Below are 13,067 nucleotides of genomic sequence, written 5' to 3' on the forward strand. Positions count from 1 at the left end.
GGCAGACGTAAAAAAGCCGCCGACAGTACGAACTGCGGCGGCCTTTATTTTCGTGCCTAGTGCGTGACTACTGCGCGTAACGACGAGACAACCCAGGCGGCACGCCACTGCTGTCGGTAGGCAACCAGGGCCCCTGCGGGTTGCTCGCCCAGCTCCAGCCAGAGTTCCAGCGGTAGTAAGTGCGCTCACGGTAATACAGGTGAGAGGCGCCACCCACCACGTACACCCCCAATTGCTCATTCCACTGACTGTCCACCCCAGGCGGTGGAGCAAAGCGCGGGTGATTGCTGCTGCCGCTCGGCGTGTTGACGGGCGCCGTGGCCAGCGGCAGCTGCACACAACCCGTCAGCCCAAGCAGACCGGCGAGTACGGCACCCCGCAGCAACGCCCTCATGGTGCTTTGCTGTCGGCGCTGTCGATCAACAGCTGCTGCAACTCAGTGCTCTTGCTGGCCAGCGGCTGGCTGCTGCCAATCCACTCACCGGCGGTGGCATTGCCACTGCGCGAAATCCGCGCAACCAGCTGCACCTGCTCGAAACCGGAGATTTTCAGCTGCGGCATCATCGCATCGCTGTCCGACAGGCTGACTTCAGCCGGCAGATCAGCCACGCTCAAACGCTTGACCGCCAGCGGCATGGGCGGACCAGAAACCGCGCGGGCAAACACGAACACTGCATCGCCCGGCTGCACTTTGGCCTGCAGCGCTGGCGCCAACTCGACTCGCACCGTCAGGCCCTGGCTGGTCGCTGGCGCGGCGGCAGCGGGTTCGCCCAACTGTTCGCGTGCACGCTCAATACCGCCCTGAATAGCCTGGCGAGACGGGTCTTCAGCCGGCAGCACAGCCACCAGCTGCTGCCAGTGACCGATGGCTTTCTGGAACTGGCCGCTTTCATAGGCCGCAATTCCCAGCAACCCCAGGCTGGTGACTTCGGCCGGGTCGCCTTTCAGCGCTTCGTCGGTCAAGGCCTGCAGCTGTACGGTCCATTGTTTGTCGCTGGCGAAATACAGCGCCTGAGCCCATTGCCCGAGCAGCTCTGGCTCACGCCCGGCGACACCCACAGCGCGCTCGAAGGCTACCGCAGCATCGGCGGCACGCTCCTGGGCCATATAGGTGCGCCCAAGGAAGTACCAGCTTTCGGCCGATTCGGGGTTGCTCTTGACCGCCGCTTCCAGACGCGCAGTCATTTCTTCAATGGTTTTTGGCTGTGCGGCAAAGGTCTGCGCCCGCTCAACGTCGCCGATGGCGCCCCAGTGCTGATACAGGCCATAGCCGAGCAAGGGCATCAGCAGGGCCGCGATCAGAGGAATCGTGCCGCCCAGCTTACGCTGGGTCGGTTTGGCCAACGCGCCTTCAGTATCGGCCAACAGCTCACGTGCGGCTTCATCACGGCCGTTGGCCAGTTGCTGTTCATTCAGCGCACCGGCAGCGTGTTGCGCTTGCAACTCTTGCAGACGCTCCTGGTAAAGGGTCACGTTCAAGGCAGTACGGTCTTCTTCAGCCTGCACCTTGCGCGCACGCAACACCGGAATCAGCAGAAACGCCAGGGCCGTCAGCAACAGCAAGCCGGCGCACAACCAGAATTCAATCATCAGTCTTTCTTATCCACAGGCGTTTGATTTAGCAGAGCAGTCAGGCGCTGCTGTTCATCGGCAGACAGGCCACTGGCGACAACACCCGGCTTGCTACGACGACGCAACAGGATGACCCCAAGCAGGACGAAACCGCCGGCCAGCAAACCCGCCGGGCCATACCACAGCAGCAAGGTGCGCGCGGTGACTGGCGGCTTGTAGAGCACGAAATCGCCATAACGGCTGACCAGAAAATCAATGATCTGCTCGTTGCTCTGGCCCTCTTCCAGCATGCGGTAGATCTGCGCACGCAGGTCCATGGCAATCGGCGCATCGGAATCGGCAATATTCTGGTTCTGACACTTGGGGCAGCGCAGCTCTTCCACCAAGTTGCGATAACGCTCGCGCTCGGCCTCAGTGGCAAATTCGTAGGTGTCGATAGCGGCTTGAGCAGTGCCCAGCAAGGCCAGCCCCAGTATCGCAGCACTCAGTAGACGCTTCATGGCTGGGCCTCATCGACAAGTGCCTGATACAGCGGGGCCAGTTGTTCGCGCCAGACGCGCTCGTCAATAACACCAACAAACTTGTGACGGATGATGCCGTCCTTGTCGATCAGGAAGGTCTCGGGTGCGCCGTACACACCCAGATCCAGGCCCAGGGTGCCACGCGCATCATTGATATTCAGCTGATAGGGGTCATGGAACTCCACCAGCCACTTCTGCGCGGCGGCGTTGTCATCCTTGTAGTTGACCCCGTAGATGGTCACGCCCAGCTTGGCCAGCTTGTTCAGCACCGGGTGTTCCACGCGGCAGGCCACGCACCAGGTAGCCCAGACATTGACCAGCGCCGGTTTGCCCTTGAGGTCAGCCTCGGTAAGCGGCTTACCATCCTGCACCGCCGGCAGCGAGAACGCTGGCAAGGGTTTGCCAATCAGCGCCGAGGGCAGCTCGGAAGGATCGAGAAACAGCCCACGGTACAGAAACACCGCCACGCCAAGAAAGATCAGCAGCGGTAACAGCAGCAGTAAACGCTTCATACCTGCGCCCCCGACATGCCCAGTGCGTCACGCACGCGGGTGCGCACCTTCATCCGGTAGCGCTTGTCAGCGGCCGCCAGGAAGCCACCCAGGCCCATCAGCAATGCACCGAACCAGATCCAGCGGACGAACGGCTTGATGTGCACGCGTACCGCCCAGGCACCGTTTTCCAGTGGCTCGCCCAGGGCAACGAACAGGTCGCGGGTGATCCCGGCGTCAATACCTGCTTCGGTCATCACCGACTGCTGCACGGTGTACAGGCGCTTCTCAGGGTGGAGCACAGCGATCTGCTTGCCATCTTCGAAGATACGCACGGTGCCTTTGTCCGAGGTGAAGTTCGGCCCCTCGAAGTGCTCGGCACCTTCAAAGGTGAACTGATAACCACCGATCTCCACCGATTCACCCGGTGCCATGCGCATGTCTCGCTCGTAGCTGCCCACACTGGTCAACACCACACCCAGGGCGCATACCGCCATGCCCAGGTGCGCCATCTGCATGCCCCAGTAACTACGGGTCAAGCTTGGCAGGCCTTTGAGCAAGCCCTTGTGCCGGGTTTTCTCGAGAATGTCGCGCACGCCGGCCAGCACCACCCAAGCGGATAACAGGCAAACAGCGAGCACCGCCCAGTTGAAGTCGCCGACCAGGAACGTGGCGATCACTGCCAACACCACACTACTGATCAGCACGGGCGCCAGCATGCCGAGCAGCCACTGCAGCGGCGTATCTTTCCAACGCACCAGCACCCCGACCGAGATCATCGCCATCAACAGGCCCATCAGCGGTACAAACAGGGCATTGAAGTAAGGCGGCCCAACGGACAATTTCGCGCCAGTAGTGGCATCCAGCACCAGCGGATAGAGGGTGCCGAGCAGGATCATCGCAGCGGACACCACCAGGATCAGGTTGTTAACCAGCAGCAAGGTCTCCCGCGACCACAGGGCAAAACCGACCTGGCTTTTCACCACCGGCGCGCGGATGGCAAACAGCGCCAAGGAGCTGCCCACCACAATCAGCAGGAACACCAGAATAAACACGCCGCGCTCAGGATCACTGGCGAAAGCATGCACCGAGGTCAGCACCCCGGAACGAACCAGGAAGGTGCCCAGCAGACTCAGGGAGAACGCGGCAATCGCCAGCAGCACAGTCCAGCTTTTGAACACGCCACGCTTTTCCGTCACGGCCAGGGAGTGGATCAGCGCAGTGCCGACCAACCAGGGCATAAAGGAGGCGTTTTCCACCGGGTCCCAGAACCACCAGCCACCCCAACCCAACTCGTAATAAGCCCACCAGGAACCCAGGGCGATACCGATGCCAAGGAACGCCCAGGCAACGATGGTCCAGGGCCGCGACCAGCGTGCCCAGGCCGCGTCCAGCTTGCCACCGAGCAAGGCAGCAATGGCGAAGGCAAAGGCCACGGAGAAGCCGACATAGCCCATGTAGAGCATCGGTGGGTGGATGATCAGGCCAAAGTCCTGCAACAGTGGATTGAGGTCGCGGCCATCGGCCGGGGTATTGAACAGCAAGCGTTCAAACGGATTGGAAGTGATGATCAGAAACAGCAGAAAACCGATGCTGATGATGCCCATCACGGCCAACACGCGGGCGAGCATCTCTTCCGGCAGCTGGCGCGAGAAGATCGACACGGCAAAGGTCCAACCGGCGAGGATCAACCCCCATAGCAGCAGCGACCCTTCGTGGGCGCCCCATACGGCGCTGAACTTGTAGTACCAGGGCAGTGCGCTGTTGGAGTTGTTAGCCACATAGGCGACGGTGAAATCGTCAACCATAAAGGCGTAGGTCAGGCAGATAAAGGCGAACAGCATAAAGGCGAACTGCCCCCAGGCAGCCGGCTGCGCCAGGCTCATCCACTGCCGATCACCGCGCCAGGCGCCAATCAGTGGCAGCGTCGCCTGCACCAGCGCCATGCACAGCGCCAGAATCATCGCCAGATGGCCAAGTTCGGGGATCATTGCGCGTACTCCGCTGGGGACGCCTGCTTGGCCGCTTTAGCCGCGTCGTGCTGCTGTTTCATGCCGCTCTGCTCCAGAGCCTGCATGACTTCCGGTGGCATGTAATTCTCATCGTGCTTGGCCAGTACCTCATCGGCAATCAGCACGCCGCTGGCGTCGAGCTTGCCCATGGCGACGATGCCCTGCCCTTCGCGAAACAGGTCCGGGAGGATGCCGCTGTAGCGGATGGTCACGCTCTTGGCGCCGTCAGTGACAACAAAATCGGTGTCCAGTGAGTCGCTGGAGCGCTTCACCGAGCCCTCCTCGACCAGACCGCCGGCACGGATGCGGGTGTCCTGTGGGGCTTCGCCGTTGGCGATCTGCGTGGGGGTGTAGAACAGGTTGATGTTCTGCTGCAACGCACTGAGGGCCAGGGCCACAGCGATGCCGACACCGGCGATGATCGCCAGGACGATATACAGGCGTTTTTTACGCACGGGGTTCACTTTGACTCCTCCCGGCGCAAACGACGCGCCTCGTCTTGCAGATAACGGCGACGCGCCAGGATTGGCAGCGCCACATTCAGCGCCAGCACAGCCAGGCTGATGGCATAACAGGACCAGACGTAAGGCCCATGGGTGCCCATGGCGATAAAGTCGCTAAAGCTGGCAAAACTCATCGGCTGTTCTCCACCTGTGCCTTGACGACGGCCTTGGCCCAACTGCTGCGCGCTTCGCGCTTGAGCACTTCCAGGCGCATGCGCAGCAGCAGCACGGCGCCAAAGAAGCAGTAGAAGCCCAACACCATGATCAGCAGCGGCATCCACATCTCGAACGGCATGGCCGGCTTGGCCACCACACTGAAGGTCGCCGGCTGGTGCAGGGTGTTCCACCACTCCACCGAGTATTTGATGATCGGGATATTCACCACGCCGACAATGGCCAGCACCGCACAGGCCTTGGCCGCGCTATCACGGTTGGTGATGGCATTGCCTAAGGCAATCACCCCGAAATACAAAAACAGCAGAATCAGCATCGAGGTCAGGCGGGCATCCCAGACCCAGTAGGTGCCCCAGGTCGGTTTGCCCCAGATGGCGCCGGTAAGCAGGGCGATGGCCGTCATCCAGGCGCCGATGGGTGCGGCCTGCTGCAAGGCGACATCGGCCAGTTTCATCTTCCACACCAGGCCGACAATGCCGGCCACCGCCAGCATCACGTAGATCGACTGGGCGAGGAATGCCGCTGGCACATGGATGTAAATGATGCGAAAGCTGTTGCCTTGCTGGTAATCCGGCGGCGCAAAGGCCAGCCCCCAGACCAAGCCGACCACCAGCAGCACAGCGGCAGCCATAGCCAACCAGGGCAACCAGCGGCTGCTGATTTCATAGAACCATTTGGGCGAGCCGAGCTTGTGAAACCACGTCCAGTTCATCAGGTTACTCATCAGTGCTAGGGCTGATCAGGGCGCAGGCAGGCACCGCGATCAACCGGCCATTCAGGCTTATTGTCTACTCAGCGACACTGATCGTCAGACCAGCGGCGATGGCAAAAGGTGTCAAGGTCACCGCCAGTGCGGTGAGGCTGGCCAACCACAACAGGTGGCCGACCGCCGGCAATCCTTGCAGGCTGGCTTGTAACGCACCGCTGCCGAGAATCAGCACCGGGATGTACAACGGCAAAATCAGCAACGCGAGCAACAAGCCGCCACGCTTCAGCCCCACGGTCAGCGCCGCACCAACCGCGCCGAGCAGGCTCAGCACCGGCGTACCGAGCAACAGCGAAATCAGCAGCACCGGCAGGCAGCGCCCCGGCAAACCCAGCATCAACGCCAGCAGCGGCGCCAGCAGTACCAGTGCCAGGCCGGAGAACAGCCAGTGTGCCAGCACCTTGGCCAGAACCAGAAGAGCCAGGGGGTGCGGCGAAAGGACCCACTGCTCCAGCGAGCCGTCCTCGAAATCACTGCGAAACAGCCCGTCTAGCGAGAGCAATACGGCCAATAGCGCCGCCACCCATACCAACCCAGGCGAAAGGCTTTGTAACAACTGCGTCTGCGGCCCCACCGCCAGCGGGAACAATGCAATCACGATGGCAAAGAACACCAGCGGGTTGGCCAGCTCGGCCGGACGGCGAAACAACAGGCGCGCTTCACGGGCCAGCAGCAGGGTAAAAACATTGCTCATGATGTGCGTTGCCCCAGGTCAAGCTCGCGGTAGCCGGCCGGCTTGACTGTCATTTCGTGGTGCGTGGTCAGAACCACTAGACCGCCCTGCTGACAATGCGTGGCCAGATGACTCTCCAACTGCGCCACCGCCGCTTTATCCAGCGCGGTAAACGGCTCATCCAGCACCCAAAGTGACGGGCCCGGCAGATACAGACGGGCCAGCGCCACGCGGCGTTGCTGCCCGGCAGACAGGGTATGACAGGGCACATCCTCGAAACCGCGCAGCCCCACCGCCGCCAGCGCTTGCCAGATAGCCTCACGTTCGGCGGGCTGATGCAGGGCGCAAAGCCAGGTCAGGTTTTCCTCGGCAGTAAGCAGCCCCTTGATGCCCGCAGCATGGCCGATCCACAACAGGTTGCGTGCCAGCTCGGCACGCTGCGCCGCCAACGGCTGGCCATTCAGGCGAATCTCGCCGGCAGTCGGTTGCATCAGCCCAGCCAACAGGCGCAACAGACTGGTCTTGCCGCTGCCGTTGGGCCCAACCACCTGCAGCATCTCACCGGGAACCAGACGCAGTTCCAGACGCTCGAAGAGCATGCGCCAGTCCCGCTCACAGGCGAGCGCCACGGCTTCGAGAAGAGGACTGGTCAAGGCATCGGTACCCACGATGGATGGCAAAAGCTGTTCAAGTCGACAGAGTCTTGGCCGCTATACTGACGCAAGTGGAATGCGCAGCCGAACCAGACGGGGCGCGATTATACATACCAAGCCCCACCTCCCGCAGTGGGCATTTTCGACAGGGTGTAACCCGCCAATGAGCGAAATCAGCAGCCCGCGCCCCCTGCCGCCCGCGCCCCCCAGCAGCCGCCCCAATGCCGTAGCGACTGATCTGGCGGTAAAACTGCTGCAGCCTATGCAAGGGTTGCTGGCCAGCGGTGAAACCGCCAAGGCCGAAGTCATTGCCCTCAAGGAAGTGACGCAAAGCTTTCAGATGCTGCTCAAACTGACCCTGGAGAATGGTCGCCAGACCACCCTGGAAGCCAGCAGTCCACGACCGATTGCCCAGGGCACATCCCTGGCGGTAACAGCCCTGTCGGAAACCCGCCTGGCTCTGTCCGTACTGATGGGCACCGACAAACCCCTGACCAGCTTGGACCTGGAACAGTTGCCGGTTGGCACCCTGCTGCAGGGCAAGGTGGTGGCGAGCGAGCAGTTGCTGCAAAGCCGCTCACAGCAGGTGATCTACAAGGTGCTGGTCAATCTGCTCAATACCCCGTTGGCCGGCAGCAAACTGTCCCTGGAAACCCCACTGTCCCTGCCCCTCGGCAGCTTGCTCAGCGCCCAGGTACAGGGCAGCCAGGCGTTGAACTTTCTACCGCTGAGCGGGCGCCTCGATCAACTCGCCCTGAGCCAGCAACTGGGTAGCCAAAGCAACCGCCAAGGCTCACTGGAAGGCCTATTCAATGCCCTACAAGGGCTGCGCGGTAACGCCGAGATCAGTGAAGGCCTGCGCACCAGCATTGATAAGCTCTTCGGCGCACTGCCCGACGCCGCCCAGCTGAGTACCGCCAAAGGCCTGGCGGCAGCCCTGGAGAACAGTGGCATCCTGCTGGAAAGCAAATTACTCGGCGGCCAGGGCCAGGCATTGCCGACAGACCTCAAGGCCAATCTGCTGCGCCTGATTACCCAACTGCTACCCAATCTGCCTGCGGGTACTCCGCTGACCGCAGCCAATGCCAGCCTGGCACAGGCAATGCCGGCATTAGCTCGCGATCTGCTGGGTAGCCTGGGCAAAGCCAGTAACCGTCAACAGGCACTGAGCTTTCCCCTGCCCTCACGTCTGCTCCAAGCCATGGACGGTGAAGCCGATCTGGAAGCCCTGCTGAAACTTGCCGCCGCCGCCATTTCACGTTTGCAGACCCACCAACTCTCCAGCCTCGCGCAGAGCCAGGTCGGCCCGGACGGCAACCTGCTCACCACCTGGCAACTGGAACTGCCCATGCGCAACCAACAGGAATTGGTGCCCTTGCAGGTCAAGATCCAGCGCGACGAGGGCAACGCGCAGAGCAAATCCGAGAAAAAGGAAACCTTGTGGAAAGTCGAGCTGGCGTTCGACCTTGATCCGCTGGGCCCCTTGCAAGTGCAGGCGCAACTGGCCCACGGTCGCCTGTCCAGCCAGCTGTGGGCTGAACGCAGCAGCACCGTCAGCCTGATCGATGCAGAACTGGATAGCCTGCGCCAGCGCCTGAGTGCCGCAGGCTTGCAAGTTGGCGAACTCGCCTGCAGCCAAGGCATGCCGCCACGCGGCCCGCGCACCACGCTGGAACAACGCTGGGTGGACGAAACGGCATGAAGAAAAGCGCCCCCCGCCAAGCCATAGCCCTGACCTACGACGGCCAGAGCGCGCCCGTGCTCAGCGCCAAAGGCGATGACGAACTGGCCGAAGCCATTCTGGCTATCGCCCGCGAGTATGAAGTACCGATTTATGAGAACGCCGAACTGGTACGTTTGTTGGCACGCCTGGAGCTGGGCGATGCCATCCCCGAACAGCTGTATCGCTGCATCGCGGAAATCATTGCCTTTGCCTGGTACCTGAAAGGCAAAGCGCCGGCCGGCAGTGAGCGTGATAGCGACATCACACCGCCGTTGCGCCTATTGGAGGGGCCTGCAGCGTCTTGAAGGTTGTTCAGGGATCAGGAACGCTGCAACTTGGCTTGTTGCATCTTGCTAATCAGCTCAGCTTCGGCCTTGCTCAGACCGCAAGACTGAGTGAGATCATCCACGCTGGCCCCCATGCCAGCCAGACGGGCAGCCTGGGTAAACGACAGGCTGCTGGGATCACGCTGCTCGATTTGATTGAGCTTTTCCGGTAGCGGCGCAACCACACGACGCAACTCATGCAACTCTTCGCCCATCTGCACGCTACCGGTCAGGTAGGCATCCAGACGCCGACTGAGCTCTTTGAGCCGCCGATCACGCACTGCATCGCGCTCGCCTTGCAGCTTAATGGCATCACGCAGCTGCCGAGTCAGCCAGATGCATGCGCCTACCAGCCCCAGACAGACCAGGGCTAGCGCGATCAGCAGCGCGTCGAGCATGACTTAGATGCTCTCCAGCTCGGACCACTCTTCTTCGCTCATCATCTTGTCCAGTTCAACCAGAATCAGCAGCTCGCCGTTCTTGTTGCACACGCCCTGGATAAACTTGGCGGATTCGTCATTGCCCACGTTCGGCGCGGTTTCCACTTCCGATTGGCGCAGGTAAACCACCTCGGCCACGCTATCGACCAGAATCCCGATCACCTGCTTGTCAGCCTCGATGATCACGATGCGCGTATTGTCAGTGACCTCACTGGAATCGAGACCAAAGCGCTGACGGGTATCGATCACGGTGACCACATTACCGCGCAGGTTAATGATGCCCAGCACATAGCTCGGAGCACCCGGCACAGGGGCAATCTCGGTATAACGCAGGACTTCCTGAACCTGCATCACATTGATGCCATAGGTTTCATTATCCAGGCGGAAGGTCACCCACTGCAGAATCGGATCTTCAGAACCTTGTGCAGAACTCTTCTTCATATCCCTAGCCTCGTCATGAACCGCTCGCGGCGGCGATCGCGGGTGTATATCCCGCTGTCATTACTATAGTTGCAAAGCTGTGCTCATCGCACCGCCTGGCGTTACTCAATGTACCCGGTTGGCTGCCATACGCTTGGCCGCACCACTGGCAATCAGTTCGGCCAGAGACGCGATATCCAGCAAGGCGCACATGTGTTCGATCACCGTTCCGGCCAGCCATGGCCGCTGAGTGCGTTGACTGCGCCACTTCACTTCATTGGGGTCCAGACGAATCGAGCGACTGACCTGATGCACCGCCAGTCCCCACTCATAGCCCTGCACGGAAATCACATACTGCAGCCCTTCACGAAAATCATCGCGATAACGATCCGGCATCACCCAGCGAGCAGTATCCAGCACCTTCAGGTTGCCTGCCTGGCTCGGCAGTATGCCGAGAAACCAGTCTGGCTGGCCAAACAATGGCGTGAGCTCCTGGCCTTGCAGAGGGTAGATCGAGCCTAGGCATACCAAAGGAACCGCCAAGGTCAACCCGGCAACATCAAAGAGCAGGCATTCGAATGGCCCTTCGGCCCACTCAGGCCGCCCTTGCTGCACCGGCTCAGGTACCACCAAAGCATCAGGTACGACCTGCGCAGCTTCAGTCACCGGGTTTTCAGCCAGTACGACTGGCACCGGCTCTGGCATCTCAACCGCAGGCAAAGGCATTTCAATGGTCGGCAACACCAGCGGGCGTGGCGCCAGCTCAATCACCGGTTTGGCGACAGGAACCTGCTGAGTGATGCGCGCATCACGCACCTGCTCTTCCAGCACAGCGGCCTCAAACTCATCCAGGCTGATGCTGTCGACGCTGAAGTCATCCGCCTCAAGACTATCGGCCAGCTCGTTCGCAGCATCCTGCAGCAAGCCGTCCAGATAGGACTGCAAGGCCAGTTGCGGACGTGTAGCGGTGGCAAGGGGACGACTCATGAACACAACCCACAATAACGATCTGTACAGACTATCGGCCGCTCTAGCGACAGACTTGAGCCCATCTCTTCAGCATAGCCCTTCATCTCAGGCGACCTGTGCCGCGATCTGCTGCGACAACAAGTGCTTGAGCAGCGCACGGTAGGCAATCACACCGCGGCTGTTGTTATCAAACTGCGAAGGTGTGAGCCCTGCTCGACTGGCATCACGCAGGCGCGTATCCACCGGAATGTAGGCAGGCCACAGATGATCCGGATAGCTGTTACGCAGCACCCGCAGCGTACCCATGGAGGCCTGGGTACGACGGTCGAACAGGGTTGGCACGATGGTGTAAGGCAGGGCCTGCTGACGTGAACGGTTGATCATCGCCAGGGTATTGACCATCCGCTCCAGGCCTTTGACGGCAAGGAACTCGGTCTGTACCGGAATCACCAGCTGCTGACTGGCGGCCAGAGCATTGACCATCAGCACACCCAGCAAGGGTGGGCTATCGATTACCGCATGATCGAAATCCTGCCAGAGCTGCGCCAGGCTCTTGGCAATCACCAGGCCCAGGCCACTCTGCCCTGGCGACTGGCGCTCCAAGGTAGCCAGCGCGGTGCTCGACGGTAGCAGGGAAATACGCTCATGGCTGGTGGGCAATAGCAGCTGCTGCGGCAAACCACGCGGCACACTGCCCTGATGCTGAAACAGGTCAAAACAACTGTGTTCCAGGCTATCTGGATCGTGCCCAAAATAGCTGGTCATTGATCCATGGGGGTCGAGATCGACCACCACCACACGCTTGCCAGCATCGGCCAGCAGGCCTGCCAGGGCGATTGATGTGGTGGTCTTGCCGACTCCACCTTTTTGATTGGCTACTGCCCAGACTCTCATCGTTATCATCCTCCCGGTACAGCTACAGCCTGACCGAGAACGGGGCCACCCTTATGGGGCCGGCGACGGGGGATTGACGGCTCCCGCTTGCGGGGCCGGCGCTGCTGGGGCTGGTGCAGTTTGCGTGCCAGCCCGTTGCAAGGCCGCATCGGGTTTGGCGTTGGCGCTGCCAACTCCACTCACACTGCGGCGCACATCAAGATTGCGCGATATCACCAGTACCACCCGACGGTTACGTCCACGGCCTTCTGCAGTGCTATTGTCCGCCACTGGCTGAAATTCGCCATAGCCAACAGCCGCCAGTCGGCTAGGATTGACGCCATCCATGGTCAGCATACGCACGATACTGGCAGCCCGCGCGGTAGACAGTTCCCAGTTGGTCGGGAATTGCGCCGTCTGAATCGGCAGGTTATCGGTAAAACCTTCCACATGAATTGGGTTTTCATAAGGCGCCAGAATTTTGGCGACCTTCTCGATAATGTCGAATGCAGCATTGTTGGGGATCGCATCGCCGCTGGTAAAGAGCAGGCTGGAGCTGAGCTCGATCTCGATCCATAGCTCGTTACCACTGACTTTGAGCTGCTCGGACTGAATCAGGTCGCCAAAGGCTTCACGCACGCTGTTGGCAATACTCTCCAGTGAGTCGGCAGCAGACAACGTGGTTTCCTCATCCACCAGTGAACGATCCGGCTCGGTTGTACGCGGTCGCTCATCCCCCACCGGAATCGGCTTGATCGCCCGATCAGGCTGGTTAAACACCCCGGTCAGGCTGTCGGAAAGAATCTTGTATTTGCCCTCGTTGATCGAGGAGATCGAATACATCACCACGAAAAACGCGAATAGCAAGGTGATGAAGTCGGCGTAGGAAACCAACCACCGTTCGTGGTTTTCATGTTCTTCGTGATGACGCCTGCGGGCCATGCGCTGTCC

General features: G+C 60.8%; 17 protein-coding genes. 2 read left to right on the forward strand and 15 right to left on the reverse strand.

Annotated features, from left to right (window positions below):
• Nucleotides 1-67: 67 nt before the first annotated feature.
• The 10 genes from ACOCLD_RS15665 to ccmA all read right to left on the reverse strand — a co-directional run bounded on the left by ACOCLD_RS15665 (nt 68) and on the right by ccmA (nt 7,365).
• Nucleotides 68-394: a hypothetical protein gene (locus tag ACOCLD_RS15665; RefSeq protein WP_422909827.1), complete on the reverse strand. Its 327-nt coding sequence runs from the start codon at nt 392-394 to the stop codon at nt 68-70.
• Nucleotides 391-1,590, reverse strand: a complete 1,200-nt coding sequence (ccmI, locus tag ACOCLD_RS15670) for a c-type cytochrome biogenesis protein CcmI (protein WP_422909828.1) — start codon at nt 1,588-1,590, stop codon at nt 391-393. The genes ACOCLD_RS15665 and ccmI overlap by 4 nt, the downstream gene beginning before the upstream one ends.
• The gene (locus ACOCLD_RS15675; protein WP_422909829.1) at nt 1,590-2,072 is read right to left on the reverse strand and encodes a cytochrome c-type biogenesis protein; all 483 of its coding nucleotides are present in this window, start codon (nt 2,070-2,072) and stop codon (nt 1,590-1,592) included. The genes ccmI and ACOCLD_RS15675 overlap by 1 nt, the downstream gene beginning before the upstream one ends.
• On the reverse strand, nt 2,069-2,605 hold the full coding sequence (locus ACOCLD_RS15680) for a DsbE family thiol:disulfide interchange protein (RefSeq protein ID WP_422909830.1): 537 nt from the start codon (nt 2,603-2,605) through the stop codon (nt 2,069-2,071). The genes ACOCLD_RS15675 and ACOCLD_RS15680 overlap by 4 nt, the downstream gene beginning before the upstream one ends.
• Nucleotides 2,602-4,575, reverse strand: a complete 1,974-nt coding sequence (locus ACOCLD_RS15685) for a heme lyase CcmF/NrfE family subunit (RefSeq protein WP_422909831.1) — start codon at nt 4,573-4,575, stop codon at nt 2,602-2,604. The genes ACOCLD_RS15680 and ACOCLD_RS15685 overlap by 4 nt, the downstream gene beginning before the upstream one ends.
• Nucleotides 4,572-5,060 (reverse strand): cytochrome c maturation protein CcmE, encoded by a 489-nt coding sequence (ccmE, locus tag ACOCLD_RS15690; RefSeq protein WP_108490506.1) that lies wholly within the window; start codon nt 5,058-5,060, stop codon nt 4,572-4,574. Before ccmE ends, ACOCLD_RS15685 begins: the two co-directional genes overlap by 4 nt.
• Nucleotides 5,057-5,233: a heme exporter protein CcmD gene (gene ccmD, locus ACOCLD_RS15695; RefSeq protein ID WP_233686148.1), complete on the reverse strand. Its 177-nt coding sequence runs from the start codon at nt 5,231-5,233 to the stop codon at nt 5,057-5,059. Before ccmD ends, ccmE begins: the two co-directional genes overlap by 4 nt.
• Nucleotides 5,230-5,988 (reverse strand): heme ABC transporter permease, encoded by a 759-nt coding sequence (locus ACOCLD_RS15700; RefSeq protein ID WP_257778890.1) that lies wholly within the window; start codon nt 5,986-5,988, stop codon nt 5,230-5,232. The genes ccmD and ACOCLD_RS15700 overlap by 4 nt, the downstream gene beginning before the upstream one ends.
• A 73-nt stretch (nt 5,989-6,061) precedes the next feature.
• A complete protein-coding gene (ccmB, locus tag ACOCLD_RS15705; protein ID WP_108490504.1) occupies nt 6,062-6,733 on the reverse strand; it encodes a heme exporter protein CcmB in 672 nt (223 codons plus the stop codon).
• The gene (gene ccmA / locus ACOCLD_RS15710; RefSeq protein ID WP_422909832.1) at nt 6,730-7,365 is read right to left on the reverse strand and encodes a cytochrome c biogenesis heme-transporting ATPase CcmA; all 636 of its coding nucleotides are present in this window, start codon (nt 7,363-7,365) and stop codon (nt 6,730-6,732) included. Before ccmA ends, ccmB begins: the two co-directional genes overlap by 4 nt.
• A 163-nt stretch (nt 7,366-7,528) precedes the next feature.
• Between ccmA and ACOCLD_RS15715 the strand changes: the two genes are divergently transcribed.
• Both ACOCLD_RS15715 and ACOCLD_RS15720 read left to right on the forward strand, forming a co-directional pair.
• Nucleotides 7,529-9,067, forward strand: coding sequence for a flagellar hook-length control protein FliK (locus ACOCLD_RS15715; protein WP_422909833.1), 1,539 nt, complete (start codon nt 7,529-7,531; stop codon nt 9,065-9,067).
• Nucleotides 9,064-9,393, forward strand: a complete 330-nt coding sequence (locus tag ACOCLD_RS15720; RefSeq protein WP_422909834.1) for an EscU/YscU/HrcU family type III secretion system export apparatus switch protein — start codon at nt 9,064-9,066, stop codon at nt 9,391-9,393. Before ACOCLD_RS15715 ends, ACOCLD_RS15720 begins: the two co-directional genes overlap by 4 nt.
• A 14-nt stretch (nt 9,394-9,407) precedes the next feature.
• Here ACOCLD_RS15720 and ACOCLD_RS15725 read toward each other — a convergent pair whose 3' ends face one another.
• The 5 genes from ACOCLD_RS15725 to motD all read right to left on the reverse strand — a co-directional run bounded on the left by ACOCLD_RS15725 (nt 9,408) and on the right by motD (nt 13,058).
• The gene (locus ACOCLD_RS15725) at nt 9,408-9,812 is read right to left on the reverse strand and encodes a DUF2802 domain-containing protein (RefSeq protein ID WP_422909835.1); all 405 of its coding nucleotides are present in this window, start codon (nt 9,810-9,812) and stop codon (nt 9,408-9,410) included.
• A gap of 3 nt (nt 9,813-9,815) precedes the next feature.
• Nucleotides 9,816-10,295 carry a chemotaxis protein CheW gene (locus ACOCLD_RS15730; protein ID WP_108490500.1) on the reverse strand — a complete coding sequence of 160 codons (480 nt, stop codon included), beginning with the start codon at nt 10,293-10,295 and terminating at the stop codon, nt 9,816-9,818.
• A gap of 105 nt (nt 10,296-10,400) precedes the next feature.
• Nucleotides 10,401-11,261 carry a CheW domain-containing protein gene (locus tag ACOCLD_RS15735; RefSeq protein ID WP_422909836.1) on the reverse strand — a complete coding sequence of 287 codons (861 nt, stop codon included), beginning with the start codon at nt 11,259-11,261 and terminating at the stop codon, nt 10,401-10,403.
• 87 nt (nt 11,262-11,348) lie between these two features.
• Complete coding sequence (locus tag ACOCLD_RS15740) at nt 11,349-12,137, reverse strand: ParA family protein (RefSeq protein ID WP_233686155.1); 789 nt, start codon at nt 12,135-12,137, stop codon at nt 11,349-11,351.
• Nucleotides 12,138-12,188: 51 nt separating this feature from the next.
• Nucleotides 12,189-13,058, reverse strand: a complete 870-nt coding sequence (motD, locus tag ACOCLD_RS15745; protein WP_422909837.1) for a flagellar motor protein MotD — start codon at nt 13,056-13,058, stop codon at nt 12,189-12,191.
• Nucleotides 13,059-13,067 lie beyond the last annotated feature (9 nt).

The organism is Pseudomonas cimarronensis (assembly GCF_049331905.1).
Classification (GTDB): Bacteria; Pseudomonadota; Gammaproteobacteria; order Pseudomonadales; family Pseudomonadaceae; genus Aquipseudomonas.

Bases quoted from the DNA above. Each gene is read 5' to 3' on its own strand.
- ACOCLD_RS15665 (WP_422909827.1), bottom strand. From the start codon at position 394: ATGAGGGCGTTGCTGCGGGGTGCCGTACTCGCCGGTCTGCTTGGGCTG.
- ccmI (WP_422909828.1), bottom strand. From the start codon at position 1,590: ATGATTGAATTCTGGTTGTGCGCCGGCTTGCTGTTGCTGACGGCCCTG.
- ACOCLD_RS15675 (WP_422909829.1), bottom strand. From the start codon at position 2,072: ATGAAGCGTCTACTGAGTGCTGCGATACTGGGGCTGGCCTTGCTGGGC.
- ACOCLD_RS15680 (WP_422909830.1), bottom strand. From the start codon at position 2,605: ATGAAGCGTTTACTGCTGCTGTTACCGCTGCTGATCTTTCTTGGCGTG.
- ACOCLD_RS15685 (WP_422909831.1), bottom strand. From the start codon at position 4,575: ATGATCCCCGAACTTGGCCATCTGGCGATGATTCTGGCGCTGTGCATG.
- ccmD (WP_233686148.1), bottom strand. From the start codon at position 5,233: ATGAGTTTTGCCAGCTTTAGCGACTTTATCGCCATGGGCACCCATGGG.
- ccmB (WP_108490504.1), bottom strand. From the start codon at position 6,733: ATGAGCAATGTTTTTACCCTGCTGCTGGCCCGTGAAGCGCGCCTGTTG.
- ACOCLD_RS15715 (WP_422909833.1), top strand. From the start codon at position 7,529: ATGAGCGAAATCAGCAGCCCGCGCCCCCTGCCGCCCGCGCCCCCCAGC.
- ACOCLD_RS15720 (WP_422909834.1), top strand. From the start codon at position 9,064: ATGAAGAAAAGCGCCCCCCGCCAAGCCATAGCCCTGACCTACGACGGC.
- ACOCLD_RS15725 (WP_422909835.1), bottom strand. From the start codon at position 9,812: ATGCTCGACGCGCTGCTGATCGCGCTAGCCCTGGTCTGTCTGGGGCTG.
- ACOCLD_RS15730 (WP_108490500.1), bottom strand. From the start codon at position 10,295: ATGAAGAAGAGTTCTGCACAAGGTTCTGAAGATCCGATTCTGCAGTGG.
- ACOCLD_RS15735 (WP_422909836.1), bottom strand. From the start codon at position 11,261: ATGAGTCGTCCCCTTGCCACCGCTACACGTCCGCAACTGGCCTTGCAG.
- ACOCLD_RS15740 (WP_233686155.1), bottom strand. From the start codon at position 12,137: ATGAGAGTCTGGGCAGTAGCCAATCAAAAAGGTGGAGTCGGCAAGACC.
- motD (WP_422909837.1), bottom strand. From the start codon at position 13,058: ATGGCCCGCAGGCGTCATCACGAAGAACATGAAAACCACGAACGGTGG.